Origin of the sequence: Phyllobacterium sp. 22229, from assembly GCF_052056495.1 — a bacterium.
Lineage (GTDB): Bacteria > Pseudomonadota > Alphaproteobacteria > Rhizobiales > Rhizobiaceae > Phyllobacterium > Phyllobacterium myrsinacearum.
Genome location: NZ_JBQEPA010000001.1, coordinates 389,401 through 415,410 on the forward strand (window position 1 = coordinate 389,401; position 26,010 = coordinate 415,410).

Annotated in this window: 21 protein-coding genes; 12 read left to right on the top strand and 9 right to left on the bottom strand. The window is 60.0% G+C overall.

Annotated elements, in window-relative coordinates; all coding sequences use genetic code 11:
* Positions 1–9: 9 nt before the first annotated feature.
* Positions 10–753 carry an alpha/beta hydrolase gene (locus ACTJJ7_RS02015; protein WP_342588452.1) on the top strand — a complete coding sequence of 248 codons (744 nt, stop codon included), beginning with the start codon at positions 10–12 and terminating at the stop codon, positions 751–753.
* A 48-nt stretch (positions 754–801) separates the two neighbouring features.
* Here the strand turns inward: ACTJJ7_RS02015 and ACTJJ7_RS02020 are convergent, their stop codons facing one another.
* On the bottom strand, positions 802–1,935 hold the full coding sequence (locus ACTJJ7_RS02020; protein ID WP_440965020.1) for an anhydro-N-acetylmuramic acid kinase: 1,134 nt from the start codon (positions 1,933–1,935) through the stop codon (positions 802–804).
* A 111-nt stretch (positions 1,936–2,046) separates the two neighbouring features.
* On the opposite strand from ACTJJ7_RS02020, the gene tyrS reads away from it, so the two are divergent.
* A complete protein-coding gene (gene tyrS / locus ACTJJ7_RS02025) occupies positions 2,047–3,300 on the top strand; it encodes a tyrosine--tRNA ligase (RefSeq protein ID WP_440965022.1) in 1,254 nt (417 codons plus the stop codon).
* A gap of 28 nt (positions 3,301–3,328) precedes the next feature.
* Here tyrS and ACTJJ7_RS02030 read toward each other — a convergent pair whose 3' ends face one another.
* A complete protein-coding gene (locus ACTJJ7_RS02030; RefSeq protein WP_440965023.1) occupies positions 3,329–6,673 on the bottom strand; it encodes an RNA-binding protein in 3,345 nt (1,114 codons plus the stop codon).
* Positions 6,674–6,875: 202 nt separating this feature from the next.
* On the opposite strand from ACTJJ7_RS02030, the gene bcp reads away from it, so the two are divergent.
* Both bcp and ACTJJ7_RS02040 read left to right on the top strand, forming a co-directional pair.
* A complete protein-coding gene (gene bcp, locus ACTJJ7_RS02035) occupies positions 6,876–7,343 on the top strand; it encodes a thioredoxin-dependent thiol peroxidase (protein WP_440965025.1) in 468 nt (155 codons plus the stop codon).
* Between the two features lie 117 nt (positions 7,344–7,460).
* Positions 7,461–8,753, top strand: coding sequence for a M23 family metallopeptidase (locus tag ACTJJ7_RS02040; RefSeq protein WP_245420979.1), 1,293 nt, complete (start codon positions 7,461–7,463; stop codon positions 8,751–8,753).
* Positions 8,754–8,844: 91 nt separating this feature from the next.
* Here the strand turns inward: ACTJJ7_RS02040 and prfB are convergent.
* The 3 genes from prfB to ACTJJ7_RS02055 form a co-directional block, all read right to left on the bottom strand.
* Positions 8,845–9,973 (bottom strand): peptide chain release factor 2 gene (gene prfB, locus ACTJJ7_RS02045; protein WP_105732643.1). Its coding sequence is split into 2 segments (ribosomal slippage): positions 8,845–9,903 and positions 9,905–9,973, totalling 1,128 coding nucleotides; the frame shifts between segments, so codons are not numbered across the junction.
* A gap of 113 nt (positions 9,974–10,086) precedes the next feature.
* Positions 10,087–12,546 carry a penicillin-binding protein 1A gene (locus ACTJJ7_RS02050; protein WP_105732642.1) on the bottom strand — a complete coding sequence of 820 codons (2,460 nt, stop codon included), beginning with the start codon at positions 12,544–12,546 and terminating at the stop codon, positions 10,087–10,089.
* A 289-nt stretch (positions 12,547–12,835) separates the two neighbouring features.
* Positions 12,836–14,089 (bottom strand): N-acetylmuramoyl-L-alanine amidase, encoded by a 1,254-nt coding sequence (locus tag ACTJJ7_RS02055; protein WP_245420978.1) that lies wholly within the window; start codon positions 14,087–14,089, stop codon positions 12,836–12,838.
* A 782-nt stretch (positions 14,090–14,871) separates the two neighbouring features.
* On the opposite strand from ACTJJ7_RS02055, the gene ACTJJ7_RS02060 reads away from it, so the two are divergent.
* The 8 genes from ACTJJ7_RS02060 (at position 14,872) to ACTJJ7_RS02095 (ending at position 23,979) form a co-directional block, all read left to right on the top strand.
* The gene (locus ACTJJ7_RS02060; protein ID WP_440965028.1) at positions 14,872–17,793 is read left to right on the top strand and encodes an Rne/Rng family ribonuclease; all 2,922 of its coding nucleotides are present in this window, start codon (positions 14,872–14,874) and stop codon (positions 17,791–17,793) included.
* A 196-nt stretch (positions 17,794–17,989) separates the two neighbouring features.
* Entirely contained in the window at positions 17,990–19,384 is a 1,395-nt protein-coding gene (locus tag ACTJJ7_RS02065) for a M48 family metalloprotease (RefSeq protein WP_440965110.1), read from the top strand.
* A gap of 52 nt (positions 19,385–19,436) precedes the next feature.
* Positions 19,437–20,225 carry a DsbA family protein gene (locus tag ACTJJ7_RS02070; RefSeq protein ID WP_105732639.1) on the top strand — a complete coding sequence of 263 codons (789 nt, stop codon included), beginning with the start codon at positions 19,437–19,439 and terminating at the stop codon, positions 20,223–20,225.
* Positions 20,226–20,464: 239 nt separating this feature from the next.
* On the top strand, positions 20,465–20,908 hold the full coding sequence (gene aroQ, locus ACTJJ7_RS02075) for a type II 3-dehydroquinate dehydratase (RefSeq protein ID WP_105732638.1): 444 nt from the start codon (positions 20,465–20,467) through the stop codon (positions 20,906–20,908).
* Between the two features lie 38 nt (positions 20,909–20,946).
* Complete coding sequence (gene accB / locus ACTJJ7_RS02080; protein ID WP_114949232.1) at positions 20,947–21,423, top strand: acetyl-CoA carboxylase biotin carboxyl carrier protein; 477 nt, start codon at positions 20,947–20,949, stop codon at positions 21,421–21,423.
* 12 nt (positions 21,424–21,435) lie between these two features.
* Positions 21,436–22,800 (top strand): acetyl-CoA carboxylase biotin carboxylase subunit, encoded by a 1,365-nt coding sequence (gene accC, locus ACTJJ7_RS02085; RefSeq protein WP_114949233.1) that lies wholly within the window; start codon positions 21,436–21,438, stop codon positions 22,798–22,800.
* A complete protein-coding gene (gene aat / locus ACTJJ7_RS02090) occupies positions 22,797–23,411 on the top strand; it encodes a leucyl/phenylalanyl-tRNA--protein transferase (RefSeq protein WP_440965030.1) in 615 nt (204 codons plus the stop codon). The genes accC and aat overlap by 4 nt, the downstream gene beginning before the upstream one ends.
* A gap of 160 nt (positions 23,412–23,571) precedes the next feature.
* Positions 23,572–23,979: a VOC family protein gene (locus tag ACTJJ7_RS02095; RefSeq protein WP_440965032.1), complete on the top strand. Its 408-nt coding sequence runs from the start codon at positions 23,572–23,574 to the stop codon at positions 23,977–23,979.
* Positions 23,980–24,023: 44 nt separating this feature from the next.
* Here ACTJJ7_RS02095 and ACTJJ7_RS02100 read toward each other — a convergent pair whose 3' ends face one another.
* The 4 genes from ACTJJ7_RS02100 to ACTJJ7_RS02115 form a co-directional block, all read right to left on the bottom strand.
* Entirely contained in the window at positions 24,024–24,461 is a 438-nt protein-coding gene (locus ACTJJ7_RS02100; RefSeq protein WP_440965034.1) for a DUF2155 domain-containing protein, read from the bottom strand.
* 84 nt (positions 24,462–24,545) lie between these two features.
* A complete protein-coding gene (locus ACTJJ7_RS02105; RefSeq protein WP_105732635.1) occupies positions 24,546–24,944 on the bottom strand; it encodes an NADH:ubiquinone oxidoreductase subunit NDUFA12 in 399 nt (132 codons plus the stop codon).
* 70 nt (positions 24,945–25,014) lie between these two features.
* The gene (locus tag ACTJJ7_RS02110; RefSeq protein ID WP_440965036.1) at positions 25,015–25,503 is read right to left on the bottom strand and encodes a GNAT family N-acetyltransferase; all 489 of its coding nucleotides are present in this window, start codon (positions 25,501–25,503) and stop codon (positions 25,015–25,017) included.
* Positions 25,500–26,009, bottom strand: a complete 510-nt coding sequence (locus ACTJJ7_RS02115) for a GNAT family N-acetyltransferase (RefSeq protein WP_105732633.1) — start codon at positions 26,007–26,009, stop codon at positions 25,500–25,502. Before ACTJJ7_RS02115 ends, ACTJJ7_RS02110 begins: the two co-directional genes overlap by 4 nt.
* Position 26,010 lies beyond the last annotated feature (1 nt).

Here is a 26,010-nt window from a genome sequence, read left to right on the forward strand (position 1 = left end):
ACTGGTTTTATGGGTGCTGTTGATCGCCGTCAAGTCCGGCTGATCGACAGACGCCCTGTGGCGAAGAGTGGAGTACACATGCCTGAAGTAATTTTCAATGGACCTGCAGGGCGTCTTGAGGGCCGTTATCAGCCTTCGATGGAAAAAAATGCACCAATCGCGATTGTGCTGCACCCGCATCCGCAGTTTGGCGGCACCATGAACAACAAGATCGTCTACGATCTGTTCTACATGTTCCAGCAGCGCGGCTTCACGACATTGCGGTTCAACTTCCGCGGCATTGGCCGCAGCCAGGGCGAATTCGACCATGGCTCGGGTGAATTGTCCGACGCGGCTGGCGCGCTTGACTGGGTGCAGTCGCTGCATCCGGACTCCAAGACCTGCTGGGTCGCCGGTTATTCCTTCGGCGCCTGGATCGGCATGCAGCTCCTGATGCGCCGCCCGGAAATCGAAGGCTTCATCTCGGTCGCGCCACAGCCGAACACCTATGATTTCTCGTTCCTTGCTCCCTGCCCCTCATCCGGCCTGATCATTCACGGCGATCAGGACAAGGTTGCTCCCGCCAAGGATGTGCAGGGCCTTGTCGACAAGCTGAAGACCCAGAAGGGCATCACCATCACGCAGAAGACGATGGTCGGCGCCAATCACTTCTTCACCGGCATGACCGATGAAGTCATCGGCGAATGCTCCGAATATCTCGACCGCCGCCTGAACGGCGAACTGGTCGAAGCCAAGCCGAAGCGCCTGCGCTAAAAAAAACCGCTGCACGGCGTTGTTGCAGCTATAGATTGCGGTGAGCCCCTATTTGTTGGGGCTCACCATCACCCCGCCCGACACGGCCACCTCACATCCCGTCGTGGTTGGAAAAGTCAGCGGCAGGCCATCGAGGGCCCGCACGGCAAGATAGGCCCAGGCTTCGGCTTCCATCGAATCGCCGTTTAGGCCCAATTCCTCCGCCGCAATGACCGCTGCGCCCGATTTGGCCGCCCCCTCGGCAAGATCAGCCATGACAGTCGCATTCTTGCGCCCGCCGCCGCAGATCACCCAGAGCGCCGGCTGTTCCGGTGCATAGATACTGGCCTGGAGAATGGCATCGGCGGTCACCCTGGCGAGCGTGCGGGCGCCATCGGCCAGTTCCGGATTGCCAAGATCCTCAAGCGTGAAATCATTGCGGTCGAGCGATTTCGGCGGTTTCAGCGCGAAAAACGGCTTTGCCATATAACGCGCCACGGCGCCGCCCAGCACCTGACCCTCGCTGGCAATCATGCCGCCCGCATCATAGGCAATGCCCGCTCTGTCCGCGACCCATTGATCGATCAGCGTGTTGCCGGGACCCGTATCGAAGGCAATCGGATCAGCCGTGCCCGACACAATCGTCACATTGGAAATACCGCCAATATTGACGAAGACGACCGGCTTGCCCCTGCCGGGCCCGACCGGAACCCTTGCCGCGAGTGCCTGATGATAGACCGGCACCAGCGGCGCACCCTGCCCGCCATGCACCATGTCATTGGCGCGCATGTCGTAAACGACGGGAATGCCTGTCATATCAGCCAGCAACCGGCCATCACCCAGCTGCACGGTCAGCTGCTCCTGCGGGCGGTGCAGAACGGTCTGGCCATGAAACCCAATGATATCAATGGAATCGGCGCTGAACTTATAGTCCGAGAGGAAGCCGAGCACCGCCTCGCCATGGCGCCTGGACAGTTCCTGCTCGATGGCAGCGAGACCGCCGGGCCGCTCATCGCGCCTGCGGATGGATTTGGCCTCCTCAAGTCCCGCTTCGATGCGGCGGCGAAAGGCCGACTCATAGGGTACAAACCCCGAAGGCCCGCGCTGCACCGCGTTTCTGCCGTCGGTTTCGATGAGCGCGATGTCGATTCCATCCATGGATGTCCCGCTCATCAGGCCAATTGCCCGCCTTATCGCTGTCACGTCACACCCTTTCTTGTGATTCGGCCCCGAATGATGTTAAACGGCCACGTCTTGTTCGGCACGTTTCTTCAAGCCGGACGCTTCCCTACGTAAAAGTTTCAGGAAAAACTCATGTCTGCCTTCAAATCCGACTTTCTGCACACGCTTTCCACGCGCGGCTTCATCCACCAGGTCTCCGACGAGGCCGGTCTGGATGCGCTTTTCGCCAAGGAGACAGTGACAGCCTATGTCGGCTATGATGCGACGGCGACGAGCCTGCACATCGGCAACCTCATATCAGCAACCATGCTGTACTGGCTGCAGGAAACCGGCCACCGGCCGATTGCCCTGATGGGCGGCGGCACCTCGATGGTGGGCGACCCCTCTTTCCGCGACGAACAGCGCAAGCTGCTGACACCCGAAGCCATCAACACCAACATCGAAGGCATCAAGCGGATCTTTGCCCGCATCCTGCGCTTCGGCGATGGCCCGACGGATGCTTTCCTCGTCAACAATGCCGATTGGCTGATGGGCCTCGGCTATGTCGAATTCCTGCGCGAGGTCGGCCGCCACTTTTCCGTCAACCGCATGCTGTCCTTCGACAGCGTCAAATTGCGGCTGGACCGGGAGCAGTCTCTCTCCTTCCTCGAATTCAACTACATGATCATGCAGGGCTATGATTTCGTTGAACTCAACCGCCGCCATGGCTGCGTGCTGCAGATGGGCGGTTCGGACCAATGGGGCAACATCATCAACGGCGTTGACCTTGGCCACCGCATGGGAACGCCGCAGCTCTACGCACTGACGACGCCGCTCTTGACCACCAGCTCCGGCGCCAAGATGGGCAAATCGGCCACCGGCGCGGTCTGGCTCAACGAAGATGTCTTCAGTCCCTATGATTTCTGGCAGTACTGGCGCAACACGGAAGATGCCGATGTCGGCCGCTTCCTGAAAATCTTCACGCGCCTGCCGCTCGATGAAATTGCCCGGCTGGAAGCGCTTGGCGGTTCGGAAATCAACGAGGCGAAGAAAATCCTCGCGACCGAAGCCACCGCCATCGTTCATGGCCGCGAAGCCGCCGCCATGGCCGCAGAAACCGCGCGCACGACCTTCGAGGAAGGCGCGCTGGCGGCCAACCTGCCATCCATCGACATCGCGACGAGCGAGCTCGAGGGCGGCATCGGCATCCTGACGCTGCTGGTCAAGGCCGGCCTTGCCGGTTCGAATGGCGAGGCCCGCCGCCATATTCAGGGCGGTGCGGTCCGGGTGAACGACGCCGGTGTTTCCGACGAAAAGGCGCAGGTTTCGACCGCTGACGTGACAGGCGACGGCATCGTCAAGCTGTCGCTGGGCAAGAAGAAGCACATTCTCGTTCGTCCGGTCTAAGACCGGACGGGAAGTGCGATTGTGCTTCTCACTGAAACTCGAAGATCGAGCGGAAAATACCCGGCGCGATCACCGAAATCGGATTGACGATGATCTGCGGTTGCTTGATCGGCCCCTGCAACTTGTAGGTGATGCCGATCAGGCCGCGGTCGCGTCCATTGCCGAGCAGAAGGCCAAGGACGGGCAATTCGCCAAAAATGCGGTTGATGCCATAGGCGGGCATGAAGGTGCCCGTCAGCGCCATATTGCCCTGGGGATCGCTGAGCACGCCCTGGAAGGTGGTACCGATGGTCGAACCGCGAACCACGCCATTGGCGAGGTTGATATAGTTCTTGCCCTTCTCGATTTGCGAAAAGCCGCGCTCGAAGGTGACGACCGACACGTCGATGTTCTTTTTCACCGCATCGTTGAGGCTTGTGCCATTGGGCGAGGACGACACGAGGCTTGCCAGTCTCGGCTCGTTGACGAGGGTGAAGTCGCGCGCATCGATCTGCCCGCGCAGGGGGCCATCGCCCTTTGAATCCAGCGCGACAACAATGCTGCCACCCTGCATCTTGTCATAGAAGCCGGTGAAGCGCAGGACCGCGCCCGCATCTTTCGACTGCAGGCTGACGGAACGGGCGCCGCTTTCCGAACTGTCCGTCGCAATGACCTTCTGGCCAGATTTGGTCACGGCGTTGAAGGCAAGGCCCGACACGTGCGAGCCGACCCCCTCATAGGACAGCGAGACATTGCCAAAACTTTCGGAATAAAAACCCTGGACGTCATCGATATCGGCATTGACCAGAATGCGCTTCTTGTCATTGCTGTCGCCCGCCTGCTTCTTGTCGGTCACCTGGTTCAGCAGCGACCGTGCATCGAAGGATTTTCCCTTCACATCGGCCCGGTAGCCATAGCCGGTGCGCGATACCTTGACGGCGATATCGTCGGTCCGGTTGAGGCTGACCTGGCTGAAATCCGCGCTGACGAGATCGCCCTTGGCCACCAGGATGTCGCCGCGCAGCCGGAACGTTTCTCCCGCAATATCGAGGTTGCGGATGCTGATATTGTCCGCATCCTGCTGCAAGCCGAATTTGGCGGTGGCCTTCACGCCGGCGCCCTTGGTCCAGCCAAGCTGCGCAAGCCTGACCTCGGCCTTGGACAAATCCGCGACCGCGACCTGCGAGCCATCCGCCGCCTTGTCGATATCGATGCTGACCGGGCCGGATATGAACGGATCGAGGCTTGGAAACAGGGCGTTGCGGGTCTTGTCGTCCAGCTGCAGCGAAACCGACTGCTTGCGCTTGGCCGGATTGCTGCCAAGCGGCTCGAACATCATGATATCGGCCGGAACGCCGTTCAGCTGGGCTTTGACATCGATATTCGCCTCGGTGTCGTTGACGTTCAGCGTCCCGTTGGCATTGGTTATGGTCTGGCCATCGACCTTTTTGGCAAGATTGACGCCGTTCAGCGCGATCTCCGCCGACCATTGCAGGCTTCCCTCCGGCGCATGGCGGGTCACGGGGAATGTCACGAGGACATGGGTTTTCACATCGCCGCTGATATCCGCCGGGGTGAAAGGCACACCCTTGACCGCATTGATCGGTTTGAAACCGGCGATTTCGGCAATGGCCGAGGCATCGCCTGCTATATTCAGATCAAGCTCCGACAGCACCGGACGCTGCGGGCCCCACGGGATGATCAGCGTGCCGTCCACAATGTGCGCCTCCCGGTTGCCGGGCGTGAACGCCGAGCCCTTGAGCAGCTTGATCGTGGTATAGGCACCGCGCACGCTGATTGCACCATCCGCATCGCGAATGGGCGGCAGATCGCCGACAATGTCGAAGCGCGTGTCCTGCACGTTGAAATCCACCTGCACTTCATCGGCCGTCAGTGGCGGCGGTTTGCCCGGACCATCGAAACGGCCGGCGGCAAACATCACGTCGACCCGGCTGTCCCTGACATCGCCGCCGAACAGATTGTCGAGCACCCAGCGGCGCGCGCCGGTCGCCACCCAGATCGGCCACAGCTGCTTGACCTGGGCGGTGGGCATTTTCGGTATGCGCAGCGCCAGCGTCATGGCTGGCGACCCCTTGCCGAAGATGGCACTGCCCTGCCCGTAAAGCTCACTCTCGCCATCGGCGCGCACGGCGATCTCGGAAATGTCCAGCTTGGCCTCATCGGGCGCAAACCGGCCGGCAAGACGCGCGTTGAAGGCGAATGGCGGTTCGCTCGAATCCGCCGGGGCGGAAACAGCTTCCTGGGTGATCAGTTCAAAACGATAGCCGGGATTGGCAACGGCGGCGACCGCCGTCGCATCCTCCGGCAGCGGTTCGGGTCCGACCGCTCCCTCGATCACGCCTTTGAAACCGCCAAAATGGATGGCCGACGGCGTGATTTCAATCTTCTCAGTACCGAAGAGATGCTCGAAATTGATCTGGGCACTGGCGCCCATATTCTCCACATTGCCGATGCTCACCGGCCCTTCGCCCACATTGAGCGACCCCGAAATCCGCATGGGGATGGTGTCCGCCCCGGCCACGCCCTCCAGCCGGATTTCAGCTTCATTGTTGTAGGCGAAATAGGAAGTGTCCGGCTTGATGCCATCGGCATCGGCAACCGGCGCTTCACCCTGTTCGCCGATGAGCGGAATTTTGCTGATCGCAAGGGAGAACGAATCGATCTTGGCGCCAAGGGCCGCACGCTTCACCTGCGCCGCGACATCGATGATTTTTCCGCGCCATTCCACCATGCCCTTGATGGCCACGGGACCGCCGGTTTCCGTCAGTTCCAGATGGATGATGCGCAGGTTTTCCGGGCGCCCGGCAATGGTAAAATCAAAGCTTGCATCGGCAACCGTGATATCGCGGGTTTCCCGCTGGTCCAGCAGCGAAACCGCGTTCTGTAATCCGGTGAAAATGAGTTTGGAAACCCCGTCGAGGTTGACGAGGCCGCGATCGTCCTGCGGCACGATCGACATGAAGTCGAACGGCTCCTGGCTGGCTGCGACCTTGATCTGCGCGCCGGTCAGTTCGAGGCTCTGCACCTTCACATCGCCCTGCAGCAGCGGCAGGGTGGCAAGGCCGATGCGCACGGAACGGATGTTCTTGATCTCGACCCCGCGCTTCACGTCCGAAATATTGACGTTGCGCGCTTCAAGCGCCACGTGCTTGCGCTGGTCGAGGGAAATTTGCGCCGACTGGATCGTCGCGTCGGTATCGGGACCGACAACGGATTTGAGCGCGGCCTGGGCGCGCTGGGTCAGGGCTTCACCGCCGATACCCACCCGCAGCACGACAAACGCCACGCCGGCCAGAACCACCAGAAGAATCAGGAACGACGCCAGCGCCCCGCAGGCGAACCGAAACCGCGAGCGGCGCGCGGGCATGGCCACGGGCACCTCGCCTTGCTCGACCGCAGAGGGGTAATGATGAAATTTTAGAAAGTCCCGCTTTGTAAAACGGACTCTTTTCGGTTTCTCTGTCAAATTCCCAAGCCAATTGAGGAATCATGTGGGAAACCGTAGGCGATTCCCGTGCCTCTCTTATAGTTGCCCAAGTGAGGCGCGCATTCAATGATGAAAGAAAGGCTTTCCTATGACAACGCTCGATATCGGCAGTTCTGCCCCGGATTTCACCCTTCCCCGCGATGGCGGCGGAACGCTTTCCCTGGCTGAATTGCGCGGGAAACCCGTTGTTCTCTATTTCTATCCCAAGGACGATACGAGCGGTTGCACCCAGGAAGCCATCGAGTTTTCCGGGCTGAAGCCGGAATTCGAAAAACTGGGGGCCAAGGTCATCGGCATGTCGCCCGATCCCACCAAGAAGCACGACAAGTTCAAGACGAAGTACGATCTCAAGGTGGATCTCGTTGCCGATGAAGAAAAAACGATTCTGGAAGCCTATGGCGTCTGGGTCGAAAAAAGCATGTATGGCCGCAAATATATGGGTGTGGAGCGCACCACCTTCCTGATCGATTCGAACGGCAGGATCGCCCGGATCTGGAACAAGGTCAAAGTTCCCAATCACGCCGCCGAAGTCCTCGAAGCAGTGAAGGCTCTCTAGGGCAGATCCAGGGCCGCCACTACCGCATTCTACCTGAAATTGATGGAAAATCGGGGTTCCGTCAGGATTTGTTAACCATAACCGGGTGTAATACCTTCTATAAATTGAAGCTGCAAAATGACGAGCGAAGCGGCCATGAAGAAGGCAAAACATTCCCCCATCTTCAGCAACCAGCAGGAACCCCACACGATCATCATCGCGCGGGGTGAAACGATCCGTCATTTCACCCTGCGCCCCTGGGCCGCCATCCTCGGCGGCACGCTGGCCTTTGCGCTGGCCGGCACTTACCTCATCGCCACCTCCTATCTGGTTTTCCGCGACGACCTGATCAACGGCAGCGTGGCGCGCCAGGCGCGGCTGCAGCAGGCCTATGAGGACCGCATCGCCAGCCTGCGCACGCAGCTCGACCAGGTCACCAGCCGCCAGCTGCTTGACCAGCAGGCAATGGAAGGCAAGGTCGCCGAACTCATCCAGCGGCAAAAATCCCTCACGGAACGCCACGCGAAGCTTGCCCCCATGCTGGAGCGGGCCGAACATGCCGGTGCAGCCATTCCGCCCGAGGCGGACAGCAATGCGCCGATGGACAGCAACGGCCAGGATATCGTCAGATCGAACGACGATGATGCGTTCTATGGCATCGATCCGATCATCACCGGTCCGACCAGCGTGACCCACAAACCGGCACCGCGCGATGACAGGCCGCGCAAGAGCGTCGACAAGGCCGAACTGCTGCTGAAATCGGTCACTACATCGCTGACGGATATCGAGGCCAGGCAGATCGCCCAGATGCAGGCGCTGTCCAACACCGCCTATGAGAATGCCGACAAGATCATGGAAGCGCTTGCCGCAACCGGGGTCAAACCCGTTCTCGATGACAAATCGGATACGGGCGGCCCCTTCATTCCCGCTGGCAGCGTTGCCCCGTTTGACGCCAAGCTGAACGACCTCGATCAGGCGCTGGAACGTCTGGAAGGCGCCAAGGCGCTTGCCAAATCCATCCCGATTTCCAATCCCGTCCCCGGCATGCCTGTTTCCAGCACGTTCGGCGTACGCAAGGACCCGATCATCGGTTCGATGGCGTTTCACTCCGGCATCGATTTTCGCGCCATGAGCGGCTCGTCGGTTCGCGCCACGGCCAATGGCACGGTCACCGAAGCGGGTTACAATGGCGGCTACGGCAATATGGTGGAGGTCGACCACGGTAATGGTCTTTCCACCCGCTACGGCCATATGAGCCAGATTCTCGTCACCCCCGGCCAGAAAATCAAGATCGGCGACGTCGTCGGCAAAGTCGGCAGCACTGGACGCTCCACCGGCCCGCATCTCCACTACGAGGTGCGCCGGAACGGCAGCGCGGTCAATCCCGCGGGCTTCCTGACCATCGGCCGCGAGGTTGCCGCTGAACTTTAGGCCGCTGAACGCGGGCGATCAGATCATCATAAAAAATCCCCCGGCAGGACATCTCCTGCCGGGGGATTTTGATTCAGCCGTCATGCTGGGCTTAAGCGATATCCTGCACTTCCACGTCGCTGCCGTGCACGCGGTGCGCCAGCGCTGCTTCCATGAACATGTCGACGTCGCCGTCGAGCACATCCTGCGGGCTGGTGCTTTCGACGCCGGTGCGCAAATCCTTGACCAGCTGATAGGGCTGCAGGACGTAGGAGCGGATCTGGTGGCCCCAGCCGATATCGGTCTTGGAGGCGGAGATGGCATCGGCCGCCTGCTCGCGCTTTTCCAGTTCCGCTTCATAGAGGCGGGCGCGCAGCATCGACCACGCCGTGGCACGGTTCTTGTGCTGGGAACGTTCCGCCTGGCACTGCACGACGATACCCGTTGCAATGTGCGTGATGCGCACCGCCGAGTCCGTGGTGTTGACGTGCTGGCCGCCGGCGCCGGACGCGCGATAGGTATCGATGCGCACATCCGATTCCGTCACCGCGATCTCGATATTGTCATCGACGACGGGATAGACCCAGATGCTGGAGAAGGATGTATGCCGCCGCGCATTGGAATCGTACGGCGAGATGCGCACCAGCCGGTGCACGCCCGATTCCGTCTTCATCAGGCCATAGGCATTGTGGCCCTTGATCAGGATGGTGGCCGACTTGATACCCGCTTCTTCGCCGTCGTGAATTTCGAGCAGCTCGACCTTCATGCCCTTGCGGTCGGCCCAGCGCGTATACATGCGCAGCAGCATCGACGCCCAGTCCTGGCTTTCCGTGCCGCCGGCACCCGAATGCACTTCGACATAGGTGTCGTTGGCATCGGCTTCGCCCGACAGCAGCGTGTCGATCTGGCGCCGGTCCACTTCGACCTTGATGGCGCGAATGGCCTCTTCCGCTTCCGCGACGATGGACTTGTCGCCCTCTTCGTCGCCCATGGCAATCAGCTCGATATTGTCTTCGAGCGACTGGCTGAGCGTGCGGATGGAATTGATACCGTCTTCCAGCTGCTGGCGCTCGCGCATGAGCTTCTGGGCTTCCTGCGCGTCATTCCACAGCGCGGGATCTTCGGCAAGCTGGTTCAGATAGCCAAGTCGTTTGATTGACGTATCCCAGTCAAAGATGCCTCCTCAGCAGGCTTATGGCCTGCTTGATCTCGTCGACCAGCGTCTCGATTTCAGCGCGCATTGGCTGTCCGTTCCTTCTGTTTTTGCATTGTTTTCCAATTGCGGCGGACCATATTCACTGGTCCGCGCGATGTAAAGTCTTCAGACTTTACGAAAATTCACCGGTCCCGGCGGTCAGAAAAGTCCGCCGCCGCCGCCCTGAATGACCCTGTTGACGTTCGGGGACTGCACCTCGACAGGCGCGCCTTCGGAGAAGGAATTGGCTCCGATGACGGAATAGCTGTCCGCAGGACCCGTGCCCGGCTTGAAGGCTTCCATGATCACATTGGGCTGGCCTTCGGTGGCGCGCATGCCGGTCTTGCGGTCGATCGCCACAACCGTCATGCCTTCCGGCACGCGGAAATCAACCGAACGCTGGCCCTTCATGGCAGCGTCCATGAAATCCTTGAAGACCGGGGTGGCAAGGCCGCCGCCGGTGCCGCCGTGACCCATCGGCGTCGGGGTGTCATACCCCATATACAGGCCAACAACGAGGTCCGGCGTGAAGCCGATGAACCAGGCGTCCTTTTCGTCGTTCGTCGTACCGGTCTTGCCGGCGATCGGACGGTTGAGGCTCTTCAGGATGGTTGCCGTACCGCGCTGGATGACGCCTTCCATCATCGACGTGATCTGATAGGCGGTCATCGGATCGAGCACCTGGTCGCGGTCGTCGACCAGCTCCGGCTCCGGCTGGTTCTTCCAGTCCTCGGCGGTGCAGTTGTCGCATTTGCGTTCATCATGTTTGAAGATGGTCTTGCCGTACCGGTCCTGCACGCGGTCGATGATCGATGGCGTGATCTTACGTCCGCCATTGGCGATGATCGAATAGCCCGTCACCATGCGCATGACCGTGGTTTCACCCGATCCGAGCGCCATGGCCAGAACCGGCAGCATCTTGTCATAGATGCCGAAGCGTTCGGCATATTCGGCAACCAGCTTCATGCCCATGTCCTGCGCCAGGCGCACCGTCATCAGGTTGCGCGACTGCTCGATGCCATAGCGCAGGGTGGACGGACCGGCAAAGTTGCCGCCATAGTTCTTCGGCGCCCAGACGCCGAGACTGCCGCCCTGATCGATCGAGATCGGGCCATCGAGCACCACCGATGCCGGGGTATAGCCATTGTCCAGCGCGGCCGAATAGACGAACGGCTTGAACGACGAACCCGGCTGCCGCATCGCCTGCGTGGCGCGGTTGAATTCCGATTCGGCAAAGGAGAAGCCGCCGACCATCGCCAGCACACGGCCCGTATGCGGGTCCATGGCAACCATTGCGCCTTCGATTCCCGGTATCTGATGCAGGTCGTAGGCCGTATCGCTGCCTTCCTTCTTCTGCACGAACACCACGTCGCCGGGCTTGAACACGCCGTCAAGCGACTTTACCGAGCTGGCTTTGCCGGCCTTGAGCAAACGGAACGCCCATTTGATGTCGGCGGCGGCAATCGTGCCCTTCTTGCGCTCGGCAACCAGACCATTGGCATCGTTGCGCTCGGGCTGCAGACCGATGACAGCCTGGGTTGGCGTCACCTCGAGGATAACCGCGAGCTGCCAGTCCGGAACGTCGGAGAATGCCTTGATCTCGGCCAGGGGAATACCCCAGTCGCCGATGGTGGAAATCGTCTTGTACGGGCCGCGATACCCCTTGGCCTCGTCATATTTGAACAGCCCGTGCTGCAGGGCGGCGCGGGCCTGCACCTGCATCTTCGGGTCGAGCGTCGTCCGCACGGACAAGCCGCCCTCGTAGAGCGCGTTTTCACCATACTTGCCGATGATCTGGCGGCGGACTTCTTCCGTAAAATATTCAGAGGCGAACAGGTAGTTGCCGGTATGGCGCGGGGTTACGCCCAGCGGTTCGGTCTTGGCTGTCTTGGCTTCGTCCGTTGTGATGTAGCCGTTCTCGGCCATGCGGTCGATCACCCAGTTGCGGCGTTCGAGCGCCCGCTCCGTCTGGCGGAAGGGATGATAGTTGGACGGTCCCTTGGGCAGCGCAGCCAGATAGGCCGCCTCGGCGATGGTAAGCTCGTTGACCGACTTGTTGTAATAGGTCAGTGCCGCACCGGCGATACCGTAGGAATTCAGACCGAAAAAGATTTCGTTGAGATAGAGTTCGAGAATACGGTCCTTCGAATAGGCCTGCTCGATGCGGAAGGACAGGATTGCCTCCTTCACCTTGCGGCCCATCGTCTGGTCGGACGACAGAAGGAAATTCTTCGCCACCTGCTGGGTGATGGTGGAGGCACCGACCGGGCGGCGCGAGCCCCAGTTCTGCACGTTGACGATGATCGCGCGGGCAAGGCCGCTGATGTCGATGCCGGGATGCTGATAGAAATTCTTGTCTTCCGCCGACACGAATGCCGCCTTCACCCGGTCGGGAATGGCCTGGATTGGCAGGTAAAGCCGGCGCTGCCTGGCGAATTCGGCCATCAGCGCTCCATCGGACGCGTGAATGCGCGTCATGACAGGCGGCTCGTACTTGGCCAGAACTTCATAGTCAGGCAGGTCTTTGGATACCTTGACCACATAGAGCGCTGCGCCGCCTGCGGCCAGCAACGCGACGACGGTACCGATTCCGAAAAAATATCCGATCAAGCGTATCATTTGTATCCGGAACCCGTTTCATCCATTTGGCATGTCGATAGTCGATGCACGATCTTGGTCAATGCAAATTGCACGCCGGGACGTGGTTTTCCCGGCACTCAACCGGATTACACAACGCCCGGCAATTTCAGTGACGCAATTGAGCGACAAATGTGACAAAGGCAAGGACAACCCGGTTCTGCGCACAATTTAAATACCAATTGTGGAGTTTCGGCAACGCACGCACAAGTATATTAGGCCCGGCAAACTGCGTTATGGTCAATCGTTGCATGAACGCTGTCGGAAACTGTCAATTCGATGCGCCCGCTGTCTTTTTTCCTGAAAATTCGCCCACGGCTGCAGCAAGCCGCTCAGCCACATGGGTCCGCCATGCCGGGTCAAGCATCAGTTTTGCGTCTTCATCATTCGACAGATAGCCGATTTCAACCAGCACGGACGGCACGTCAGGCGCGCGCAGCACCTGGAATCCGGCAAAGCGATGCGGATTGTTGATCATGTTCACGTCGCCCTTGAGCGCCCGCACCACCCCCTTGGCGAAACTGAGCGAAAATGTATGCGTCTCGCGCCGGGTCAGATCCATGAGAATATCGGCAATCTCCGGCGTCTCGTTGTCAAAGGCGACACCGGCAACCGCATCGGCCTTGTTTTCGCGGTCGGCCATGGCCCGCGATGCGGCATCGGATGCCTTGTCTGAAACCGTATAGACCGTTGCCCCGCGGATGTTGCGCTGGTTGATCGTGTCGGCGTGCACCGAGATGAACAGATCAGCCTCGTATTGCCGGGCAATGCGCACGCGCTCCGTCAGGCGCAGGAATTCATCGCTGTCACGGGTCATCTCGATCCGCAGGCCCGGAATTTTGCGCAGCTGGTCGCGCAGCTCGCGTGCGAACATCAGGGTGACGTCCTTTTCCATGATGCCGCCGGTGCTTTCGGCGCCGCTGTCTATGCCGCCATGCCCGGCATCCACGACGACGGTGAACGGCTTCGGCGCCTTGCCGACTTCTTCTGCCGCCGTACTGGCAAGACGGTCGCCCTTGGCACCAACCTGCGTCGACGCCGTGGTGGCATTCTGGTTTTTGAGCGCTTCGGCAAATTGCCGGTCCGACGAGGCGACGAGATCGGCAACGAGACGATAGCCCGGGCTGTTGTCATTCTTGAGAACATCGATGCGCTCGACACGGAATGGCCCCTTGACCGTGAAGATCAGCCGCGAACGCGCATCGCTGATCATCCCGTAGCGCACATTGTCGATCAGGCCGCGCGGCTCGACCGACTTCTTGTCAAAGGCAAAGACCGTTTTCGGCAGATCGATCACCAGGCGATGCGGCTCGCCCAGCAGCAGCGTCGACACTTCAGGCTCATGGTCGAAATTGATGACAACGCGGGTTCGCAGCTCGTCGCCCGCCGCCTGATAGGTCAGCGCCGCCAGATCATTGGCCGCAAAGACGCCCTGGTTCGACTGCATGACAGCAACCGAAGCCAGAAAGACTGTTACCAAAAACCGGCAGATCACATTCATGTCATTGCAGATGGACGCCGGCATGTGCCGGGCAATCATCCCCTCTGGTGCTATTTCGTATCAGACGGAGCCACATTATATGTGAACGATGAGTAACCCGTCGTGGTTAATTTAGTCTTATTAACCGCCTATCCCCGCTATTCCCCCGCCATCGCGACCGCCACTTCTGTGCCATACCGATGACACGATTATGAAGAAGGCCTTGTCATAACGCGACACACCTCCTAAAAGCAAAGGTGGGTTACTTTCCGCCATCCGGAATCATGCTCGCTATGTCACGGCCATTGGCCGGCTGGCACTGAAGGCAGAGACACGGAGTGGCAGAAGCGAAGCATCGCTGTGGTAACCGGAAAAGAATTTGGCGTGAGCAGACAGGGAATGTCGGCTGCGCTTTGTGTGAACGGCAGATGGCGCAGACAAGGCGCGTCGAGCCAGCCCTTTCGAGGGTGTTACCGCATAACCCCAGAAATCATTTTCGATTTTTGGATAAGGATTATGCGCAATCTTAGGTGTTACTGCGTCTCTGTGCGTCCGAAAAGACGCACGGCGCAGTAACGGGTCGGCAATGCTTCAAAGCATGCCATTCGTAGAGGTCGTTTCGTCAGGAACAGAAATGTTTGATACAGACGTGACTATTACCGGCTTGAACGCCGCGGGTGCTGAAAAGCAACGCCGCGTGATGCCGTGTCTGTCTGTTTCTGCGAACCTTAATATATCCGGCAAATGTGAAAACGCGGCTCCGGCACCCCTTTGGGCGTCCCGGTTGTCCCGCGTTTTGAGCGTTTCAGCCGGGGAGAAGAATTATAATGTCGGACAAAATGCTAATCGACGCCTCCCACCAGGAGGAAACGCGCGTTGTCGTGGTTCGCGGCAACCGGATTGAAGAATTTGACTTTGAGTCGGAACACAAGAAACAGATCAAAGGCAATATCTATCTCGCGCGTGTCACACGTGTAGAACCATCGCTTCAGGCAGCTTTCGTTGAATATGGCGGCAATCGCCATGGCTTTCTCGCCTTCAGCGAAATCCATCCTGACTATTACCAGATTCCAATGGCGGATCGTCAGGCTCTGATCGAGGCGGAAGCCGAGGCAGCCAGCCAGGACGAAGACCACGAGGAAGCAGCCGGTGAACAGCGCGCCCGTGATCGCAACGATCGCGGACAACGCAATCGCCGCCGCAGCCGCCGCGGTACGCGCCAGGGCGACGAATCGGTCAAGCTCGAATCGGCGGATGATGAAAACGCCGCCGCCGATGATGCCGGCGACAGCCATGAATCATCGGAGCAGGCTGCATCGGATGAAAATCCGTCCTCCGAAAACAATGGCGGACAGACGCTCGCTGCCGCCATCGACGCCGATGTTATTTCCGAAGCCGTTGTCGTCGATGCCGACGATGCGGTTGACGCTGCCAGTGATGCCGCTGAAAAGGCTGACGACGGCGACCACCAGCCGCGGCGGTCGAAACGCCGTTCGCAGGACGACAAGGAAGAGCAGCACGACGAGCTCGACGAAGTCGATTCCATCGGCGCCGAAGATGCCATGGAAGAAGTTCCGACGCATCAGCGCTTCCAGCGCCGCCAGTACAACATCCAGGACGTGATCAAGCGCCGGCAGATCCTGCTGGTTCAGGTCGTCAAGGAAGAACGCGGCAACAAGGGCGCAGCCCTGACCACATATCTCTCGCTCGCCGGCCGCTATTCGGTTCTGATGCCGAACACCGCACGCGGCGGCGGCATTTCGCGCAAGATCACCAGCATTCAGGACCGCAAGCGCCTGAAGGATATCGTCAAGGACCTCGAAGTGCCCAAGGGCATGGGTGTGATCCTGCGCACGGCCGGTGCAATGCGCACCAAGCCGGAAGTGAAGCGCGACTACGAATATCTGATGCGCCTGTGGGAAAATGTCCGCAGCCTCACCCTCGCCTCCAGCGCGCCGACCCTCGTCTACGAGGAAGGCAGCCTGATCAAGCGCTCCATCCGCGATCTCTACAACAAGGACATCACGGAAATTCTCGTGGCCGGTGAAAACGGTTATCGCGAGGCCAAGGACTTCATGCGCATGCTCATGCCGAGCCATGCCAAGGTGGTGCAGCCCTATCGCGAACTGACGCCGATCTTTGCGCGCAACGGCATCGAAGCGCAGCTCGACCGCATGCTGCAACCGCAGGTGACGCTGAAATCCGGCGGTTACATCATCATCAACCAGACGGAAGCGCTGGTTGCAATCGACGTCAACTCCGGGCGGTCAACGCGCGAACATTCGATTGAAGACACGGCCTTGCAGACGAATCTTGAAGCGGCAGATGAAGTCGCGCGCCAGTTGCGGTTGCGCGATCTTGCCGGTCTGATCGTCATCGATTTCATCGACATGGAAGAAAACCGCAACAACCGTGCAGTGGAAAAGCGCCTGAAGGATTGCCTGAAGGACGATCGCGCCCGCATCCAGGTCGGCCGCATTTCGCACTTCGGCCTGCTTGAAATGTCGCGCCAGCGCATCCGCGCCAGCGTGCTGGAAAGCACCACGCAGATCTGCTCGCATTGCGGCGGCACCGGCCATGTGCGCTCCGCCTCCTCCATCGCGCTGCATGTCATGCGCTCGATCGAAGAATACCTGCTGCGCCATTCGCAGAACAACATCATCGTTCGCACCACGGTTGCAACGGCGCTGTATGTGCTCAACCACAAGCGTCAGAACCTTGCCGATCTGGAGGCCCGTTTCGGCCTGACGATCAGCATCGAGGCCGACGACAGCGTGGGTGCGCAGCATTTTGCCATCGACAAGGGCTCCATTGCCGTTGGCCCGGTCGTTCCGCTCAGCGAAACACCGGCGCTTGGCCTTGCCGACGACTTTGACGAGAGCGATCCGGTGATCGAGGAGATCGACGAAGACGCCGACAGCGAAGCCCAGCCGGGTGACACCGCCCGTTCGGGCGATCACGACGAATCGTCGCGCAAACGCCGGCGCAAGCGGCGGCGGCGCGGCGGCCGTGACCGTCAGGAAGCGGCAGCCGGTGAACCTGGCCAGGCCGTGCGCGGCGACACCGATGGCGACGATGCGGATGTTCCGGCTGTCGAGGGCGAGGATGCCGCGGCAACCAAAGCCCGCGAGGAAGAGAATGAACGCCGCAAGAAGCGCCGGCGCGGCCGTCGCGGCGGACGCAAGAACCGGCGTCCGGAAGATGGCGACGATCAGGAGATCGCAGCCAAATCCGTGCCCGATGCCGAACCGGTCTTCGTAACTATTCCCCTGCCCGATTTCAGCAAGCCGGCGGCTGCGGTTGAAGAGACAGTTGTCGTTGAAAGCACGGTGGTTGAAGCCGTTGCGGATGCGGAACCGGCGGTTGCCGAGGAAGCCCCGGCCAAAAAGCCTTCCCGCCGCAAGCCGCGCGCCAAGGCGGGAGCCGAGCCGGTCGCAGAAGCCACAGCAGAGGCTGCGCCCGTGGAAGCCGAAGCCGAGGCTCCAGCCAAGCCGAAACGCGCACCGCGCAAGACCGCGAAGAAGGCCGTTGCCGGGGAAACGGTTGCCGAGCCGGCACCAGAGGTCGAAGCGGAAGCACCGGCTGCCGCTCCGGCAGAAATCGAACCGGAACCCGCTGCGCCTGCGCAGGCCGAACCGGCGAAGGCGGACAACAGCACCCCGGTGGTCACCTCGACCACGGCCAAGGACAAGAAGGACGGCGAAGCCGCTCCCAAGCGCGGCTGGTGGCAGAAGAAGGGTTTCTTCTGAGAGCCAGAAACGCGTGGATAACTGAACTGGAGAACCGGCATCTTTGCCGGTTCTTCTTTATCAGGCCCCGCCTCTTCCCTAAGCAGGACAGGGTCCAGGCCTCAGATTTGCCGGAATAATCCGCCATCTCACAAAAAAGAGAACACGGTTTGCTTCTCTTTCCTTCAAAGTCCGACTTCGATACGTATAAGCCATGATGACAGTTCGACAGATCATTTCCCGTCAATCGTTCACTGCCATGGCGCGCAGCACGGTCGCGGCCCTCGTTGCGGGCGCTGTCAGCCTGGTCCAGACGGGCATTGCTGCGGCGCAATCCAACCTTCCCATTGTCCGGGATGCCGAAATCGAAGCGCTGGTGACCGACTACGCCACGCCGATCATCAACACGGCGGGCCTTGGCAAGCATGCCATCCGCATCGTTCTCGTCAACAACAGCAGTTTCAATGCGTTTGTGGACGGACGGCGCATTTTCATCAACACCGGCGCCCTGCTGCAGGCCGAGACACCCAATGAGATCATCGGCGTTCTCGCCCATGAAACCGGGCATCTGGCCGGCGGGCACCAGTTCCAGCTGCGCGAGCAGATGTCGCGCGCCAAGACGATGGCGGTCGTTGCCGGGCTGCTTGGCCTTGGCGCCGCCGTTGCGGGCGCCGCGACGAAGCAAAGCGGCGTGGCCCAGGCCGGGACCGGCGTGGCCATGGGCGGCACGGAGATCGCCATGCGCAGCCTGCTCAGCTATCAGCGCACGGAAGAAATGGCGGCGGACCGCTCGGCAATCACCTATCTCGCCAACACCGGACAATCGGCAAAAGGCATGTTGACGACATTCGAGCGTTTCTCCAACGCCCTGTCGCTCAGCGGCACGCGCACCGATCCCTACCGCATCAGCCACCCCATGCCGCGCGAGCGCATCGCCAATCTGGAAACGCTCGCCCGCGCCAGTCCCTATTTCGACAAGGCGGACAGCCCCGCGCTGCAGCAGCGTCACGACCTGATGCGCGGCAAGATCGCCGCCTATACCGGCGGCGGCGCCAGCGTGCTGCAGAACTTCCGCAAGGACCCGAACAATATCGGCGCCCGCTATGGCAGCGCCATTGCCACCTACCTCAACGGCTCGTCGCAGGAAGCACTTACGAAAATCGATGCGCTCATCCGCGAGCAGCCAAAAAATCCCTACTTTCAGGAAATGCGCGGTGAAATCCTCCTGAAGCAGAACAAGGTCATGGAGGCGGCTGCCGCCTACAAGAAGGCCGGTACGCTCGATCCACGCAAATCGAGCCTCATCCGCATGGCCTATGGCCGCGCGCTGATGCTGAGCGGCACGCCCGCCAACCTGAAGGCTTCGATCAAGGAAATCCAGGCCGGGATCGACCGGGACCGCGAATTCCCCGACGGGTATGGCTATCTGGCGCAGGCCTATGGCCAGCTTGGCGACGGGCCGCGTTCGGACCTCGCCGCGGCCGAGGAGAAATACTATTCCGGCAAGATCCAGGACGCGCAAATCTTCGCCATAAGGGCCCAGCGCGCCCTTGCCAAGGGATCACCGGACTGGGTTCGCGCCCAGGACATCATCAATTCCAAGCGCAATTGAGCAGGATCATCCTGCTTTTTGCCGACACTGATACAAACAAGGACATGACGTTATGAAAAAAGTCGCTCTGGTAAGTGCATCCGCAGGCCTCGCGGTCCTGGCTGCACTCGGTTTCAGCCAACAGGCTGTCATGGCACAGACCAGCACGGCTGCAACGCCGCAGCCCGCCATGTCCTCGACCGTCAACCGCGCGGAAGTGGAAGCCATCATCAAGGATTACCTGATCAAGAATCCGGAAGTGCTGCTCGAAGCGCAGGCGGCGCTCAGCGCCAAGCAGGAAGCCTCCCAGCAGCAGGCGCAGGGCCAGGTCATCAGCCAGAACCGCGACAAGCTGTTCAACTCGCCGCTCGATGCGGTCTTCGGCAATCCCAAGGGCGATGTCACCGTCGTCGAGTTCTTCGATTACAATTGCGGCTATTGCAAGCGCGCCCTGCCCGACATGGACGCCCTGCTCAAGAGCGACCCGAAGCTGCGCTTCGTGATGAAGGAATTCCCGATCCTCGGGCCTGATTCCACCAAGGCCCACATCGTCGCCAAGGCATTCAAGGCTTTGATGCCGGAAAAATACCTGGAATTCCACCGCGATCTCCTCGGCCGTGACGGCCGCGCCACGGAAGACGCGGCCATGCAGATTGCCGTCAAGCTTGGCGGAAACGAGAAGGCGATCCGCGAGAAGATGAAGTCGCCCGACATCGCCCAGGCCTTCCAGCAGAATTACGATCTCGCCAATGCCCTGAACATCAATGGCACGCCGTCCTACGTCATCGGCAATGAGGTGGTTCCCGGTGCCCTCGGTGCCGATGCGCTGGCGGAAAAAATCAGCCATATTCGCAACAAATAATGCTGCATTCATGCCAATGACTGCAGAAACCATTTGCGGACAGGCAATCGCGTGAATTTCCGGCTGGCGAACACCCGCTTTGTCAGGCAGTTTCGTCCGGTGGATAAACATCGGACCTGCTACCTTCCTTGTGGATTGCTTCGCCATCCGGGAAACACAGCTAGTTCCATTTGGCTATTCATTGCTCTATATGGGACCCGTCATCGGGTTCCGAAACCCGTCAATCTGTCCGGTATGGTATGAAACAGCTGATTTTTGTCCTCAATGGCCCGAACCTGAACATGCTGGGAAAGCGTGAGCCGGGGATCTATGGTGCTTCCACATTGAGCGACATCGAGGCCCTCTGCCGTGCCGAGGCTGAAAAACTTGGCGCCGGGATCGAATTCCGCCAGTCCAATCATGAGGGTGATCTGGTCTCGTGGATTCAGGAGGCAGGCGAGAAAAACGCCGCTGTCCTGATCAATCCGGCCGCCTATACACATACGTCAATCGCATTGCATGATGCCATTCGCGCGGCTGCCGTCACGCTGGTGGAAGTTCATCTGTCCAATATTCACGCGCGCGAGTCATTCCGCCATCACTCCTACGTTTCCCCTTTGGCCAAAGGGGTGATATGTGGCTTCGGAGTGGATGGCTATGTGATGGGCTTGCGCGCACTCGTCAAAGCAGCGGCACCGCAATAACAAGGGTTGCCGAACAGAAATAAGGGGCTTGAAAAAGCATGGCTAGCAGAAACACCGGGATCGACAAGGTCATGATCCGTGATCTCGCAGAAATTCTGAACGAGACGGATCTCACCGACATCGAGATCGAACAGGGCGATCTGCGTATCCGCGTATCGCGGCAGATCACGATGCAGGCCGCGGCACCGCAGGCTGTCTATGCGCAGGCGCCCGCCGCCATTGCCGCTCCCGCCGCAGGCGCTGCGCCCGCCGAGGCGGCCAAGCCGGCCGGTGATACCTCAAAGAATGCAGTGCCCTCGCCGATGGTCGGCACCGCCTACCTCTCGCCGGCACCCGGCGCCCGCGCCTTCATCGAGGTTGGTTCGAAGGTCAAGGAAGGCCAGACGCTAATGATCATCGAGGCCATGAAGACGATGAACCAGATTCCATCGCCGCGCGCCGGCACAGTCACGGCCATTCTCATCGAGGACAGCCAGCCGGTCGAGTACGGCGAATTGCTAGTTGTGATCGAATAAATCGAGAGCGTGATGTTTCAGAAAATTCTCATAGCCAACCGCGGCGAAATTGCCCTGCGCGTCCTGCGCGCCTGCAAGGAGCTCGGCATTCAGACTGTCGCGGTCCATTCGACCGCCGACGCCGACGCCATGCATGTCCGCCTGGCGGATGAAAGCGTCTGCATTGGACCGCCCCCTTCGCGCGAAAGCTATCTGAATATTCACCAGATCGTTGCCGCCTGCGAAATCACCGGTGCCGATGCCATTCACCCCGGCTACGGCTTCCTGTCCGAAAACGCAAAATTCGCGGAAATCCTCGAAGCGCACGGCATCACCTTCATCGGCCCCACCGCGGCGCATATCCGCATCATGGGCGACAAGATCGAAGCCAAGCGCACGGCCAAACGCCTCGGCATTCCGGTCGTTCCGGGTTCCGATGGCGGCGTGACCGATGACAAGGAAGCCGCGCGCATCGCTGCCGAGATCGGCTATCCCGTCATCATCAAGGCTTCGGCCGGTGGCGGCGGACGCGGCATGAAGGTGGCGCTGAGCGAAGACGAGCTTTCCGTTGCCCTGTCGACGGCCCGCTCGGAAGCCGGTGCAGCCTTCGGCGACGACGCGGTCTACATCGAAAAATACCTGCAGAAGCCGCGCCACATCGAAGTTCAGGTGATGGGCGACGGCATGGGCAAGGCCGTGCATCTGGGCGAACGCGACTGCTCGCTGCAGCGCCGCCACCAGAAGGTCTGGGAGGAAGCCAATTCCCCGGCGCTCAATGCGGATGCGCGCGACCGCATCGGCATGATCTGCGCCAACGCCATGGCCGATATGGGCTATCGCGGGGCCGGTACGATCGAATTCCTCTACGAGAACGGCGAGTTCTATTTCATCGAGATGAACACCCGTCTGCAGGTGGAGCATCCGGTCACCGAAGCCATCACCGGCATCGATCTCGTGCACGAGCAGATCCGTGTTGCTTCCGGCGGCGGTCTCTCCGTCACCCAGGACGACATCCGCTTCCTTGGCCATGCCATCGAGTGCCGCATCAATGCGGAAGACCCCCGCACCTTTGCGCCCTCGCCCGGCAAGATCACCCACTACCACACACCCGGTGGGCTCGGCATCCGCGTCGATTCCGGCGTCTACACCGGCTACAAGATTCCGCCCTATTACGACAGCCTCATCGGCAAGCTGATCGTGCATGGCCGCAACCGCGTGGAATGCCTGATGCGTCTGCGCCGGGCGCTGGATGAATTCGTGGTGGATGGCATCAAGACGACGCTGCCGCTGTTTCAGGACCTGATCAACAATCCTGATATCGCCAACGGCGACTACGATATCCATTGGCTCGAAAAATATCTGGCCGGCGATCCTGCGACCGCCGAAGAAGAGGCATGACGGGCAAGGACCCGGCAGAGAGCTTCAAAATCGACCCCGAGTTGCTGCTGCGCGCTTATGCAACCGGGGTCTTTCCCATGGCCGAAGAGGCCGACAACCCGGAAATCTTCTGGGTTCGTCCGGAACGGCGCGGCATCATTCCCTTCGAGAATTTTCACGTTTCGCACAGCCTGCGCAAAACCATCCGCCAGGGCCGCTTTGCCATCCGTTTCGATACGGACTTTGCCGGTGTGATCGACGGCTGCGCCAGCGGCAGCGGCGAGCGTGCGCGCACCTGGATCAATCAGCCCATCCGCGAAGCCTATGGCAAGCTGTTTGCCCTTGGCCATTGCCATACGGTCGAGGCGTGGCAGGAGGACCGGCTTGTCGGCGGCCTCTACGGCATCTCGCTGGGATCGGCCTTCTTCGGCGAAAGCATGTTCTCGCGCCAGCGCGATGCCTCAAAGGTCTGTCTTGTTCATCTGGTTGGTCATTTGATCGAAAAGGGTTTTACCCTGCTCGACACCCAGTTCACCACAACCCATCTGGAAAGCTTCGGCGCCGTTGAAGTGCCGCGGCGGCAGTACCAGAAGATGCTCGACAATGCCCTCGCACAGTCAGCAGAGTTCTGAAACGTCATAGTCCCTGCGTGAATTTGTAGTATTGTGCCCTTGGCCCTAGCTGTCGACGGGAGCAGACCGGCCGGTTATTTTTCTGATGAACAGTGTCGGGTTGCGATCTCTCCATACGTCCTTGGACGGGAAGAGCCCAATCCATGCGAGGAGAACTGTTATGAAAATCAATGCTTATCTCAGTTTCAACGGACAATGCGAAGAAGCATTCAAATTCTACGAGAAGGTCCTGAACGGCAAGATCGAATACATGGCCCGTTTCGCTGACATGCCCGAAGGCGTTCAAATGGTCGGATCGGAACATCTGATCATCCATGCCCACATGACCGTCGGCGAAAACGAACTGATGGGGGCCGACGCACCGCCGTCCTATTTCGAAAAGCCGCAGGGCATGCACGTTTCCCTGCATGTCGATAGCGCTGCCGAGGCCGACAGGATTTTTGCCGCGTTGAGCGATGGCGGCAACGTTACCATGCCAATAGGCGAGACTTCCTGGGCCACACGCTTTGCCATGCTCGTAGACCGGTTTGGCACACCCTGGATCATCAACCACGCCAAGCCGATGTAATCGGGCGGGATAGCCAGATCCCGGTGCCCTGGTGCCGGGATCGATCAGCTTTTGGCTGGCGCGGGAACATCCGAGGACTGTTTGCAGCCTTTGAGCCAGACGTCATACACGGGATGCTCGACGGCGTTGAGACCGGGGCTGTCGGCAAACATCCAGCCGGAGAAAATCTTGCGGATCTTACGGTCGAGGGTAATCTCGTCCACTTCGACAAATGTATCGGTTTTCGGCGTTTCCGTATCCGGACGCGTATAGCATACGCGCGGCGTCAGCTGCAGCGCGCCGAACTGAACCGTCTCGTCGATATAGACGTCAAACGAGGTGATTCGTCCGGTGATCTTGTCGAGCCCGGAAAAAACAGCGATCGGATTGGAAATCTTGTCGTCGGCGGCATGTGCTGGTGCGCAAAGGCCGGCGGCCATCAGACCGGCTGCGAGAAGACGGGCTTTGCTGTGGAACAGAAAGGACATGCTGGGACGGATCATTTCAATTCCGGCTGTGTTCAGGCTGACGGGACGGTTTCATACCAGCCCGTCGATAATCGCCAATTGTGGCAGAAGAAAATCCGCTCAGGATCCCGGTGTCCACGCATCATAATCGCCCGTCACAACAGGACGATTGTCGCCATGGGCAATGGAACCCTTCGGACGGTAGGCGGCGGCAGAACCGGTGAGGTTCGGCTGGTGGGTCTTTTCCCAAGCATGCGCCTTGTAGTTTTCACGCGATGGCGGTGTTTCGGCGCGATGATGAATCCAGCCGTGCCAGCCAGCAGGAATGGCCGACGCTTCCGCATAGCCCTTGTAGATCACCCAGCGGCGCGTACGGCCTTCGGAGTCCTGCGTGCCTTCATAATAGACATTGCCGAACTCGTCCTCACCGACTTTCGTACCCTTGCGCCAGGTAAAGACGCGTGTACCGATCGTCTGACTGTTCCACCAGGTGAAAAACTGTAAAAGGAAGGTCTTCATTGCAATCCTGCTTCGAACTCTGTCGTTCAACTCTTCGGGTTATGGCCGTATCGCCGGGCGATAGCAAGGGTCAAGTTGCCGCTGGCAGGGCTTCCAGAACCATTTTGAAACCGGCATGGCTCTTCTTGAACCCCAGCCTTTCGTAGAAACGGTGCGCATCCGCGCGCTTGGCGTTCGACATAAGCTGGATCAGCCCCGCGCCGCGTTCCCTGCCGAGCGCAATGCAATGATGGATCAGCTTGGCGCCGATGCCCTGGCCGCGCATGTCGTCGCGCGTCTGCACGGCTTCAATCGTCATGTTGGTCCGGCCGCGGCTGGGAAGCGAGGTTGTGAAGGTGACCTGCGCCGTGGCAACCACCTCACCGCCGAGGACGCCCACCAGAAGGATATCGTTGGCGCTCGCCTCGATCCGCTCGAAGGCCCGCTCATAGCGCGCAAACGCATCCGGATGGACCGTATCGCCATGCCCGCCCAGGGCATCGGCGGCAAAAAGCGCAATCAGCGCCGGCAAATCAGCGCGTTCAGCCCGGCGGAAAACAGGTTCAGCGGCTGAGGTCACGGTGCAAGCTCATATCCGGACAGGGATTTTTCCATGACCAGAACGGAAATACCGGAATTGGCCTCTCCCCAATTGTCGGTTCGCGCACCGGTCAGGTCAAAGCCCCGGCTTTCATAGAAGCGCCGGGCCTTGTGGTTCGCTTCGATCACTTCGAGCTGCAGCATGAAGACACCGGGAAACGCGCTTTCCACTTCCGCCAAAAGCAGCGACCCTACGCCGTTGCTCTGCTTTTCCGGATGCACGTAGAGCTGGTTGAGCAGTGCCAGCTTGTGGTCCTTCTGCGAGGCATAGGCCATGCCATAGAGATCGGCGCCGTCATCGGCGAGAATGAACTCGGAATAGGGCTTGGCCAGCTGCTTTTTCAAGGCGTCCAGCGAGTGGTAGCGATTGGTGACCGCATTGACCTTCTCGACGCCATAAACATCGTCATAGGTGGCGTGCCAGGTCGCTACGAGCAATTCACGGACAGTTGCCAGATCGTCCTTCGTCGCGCTTCGAATCCACATG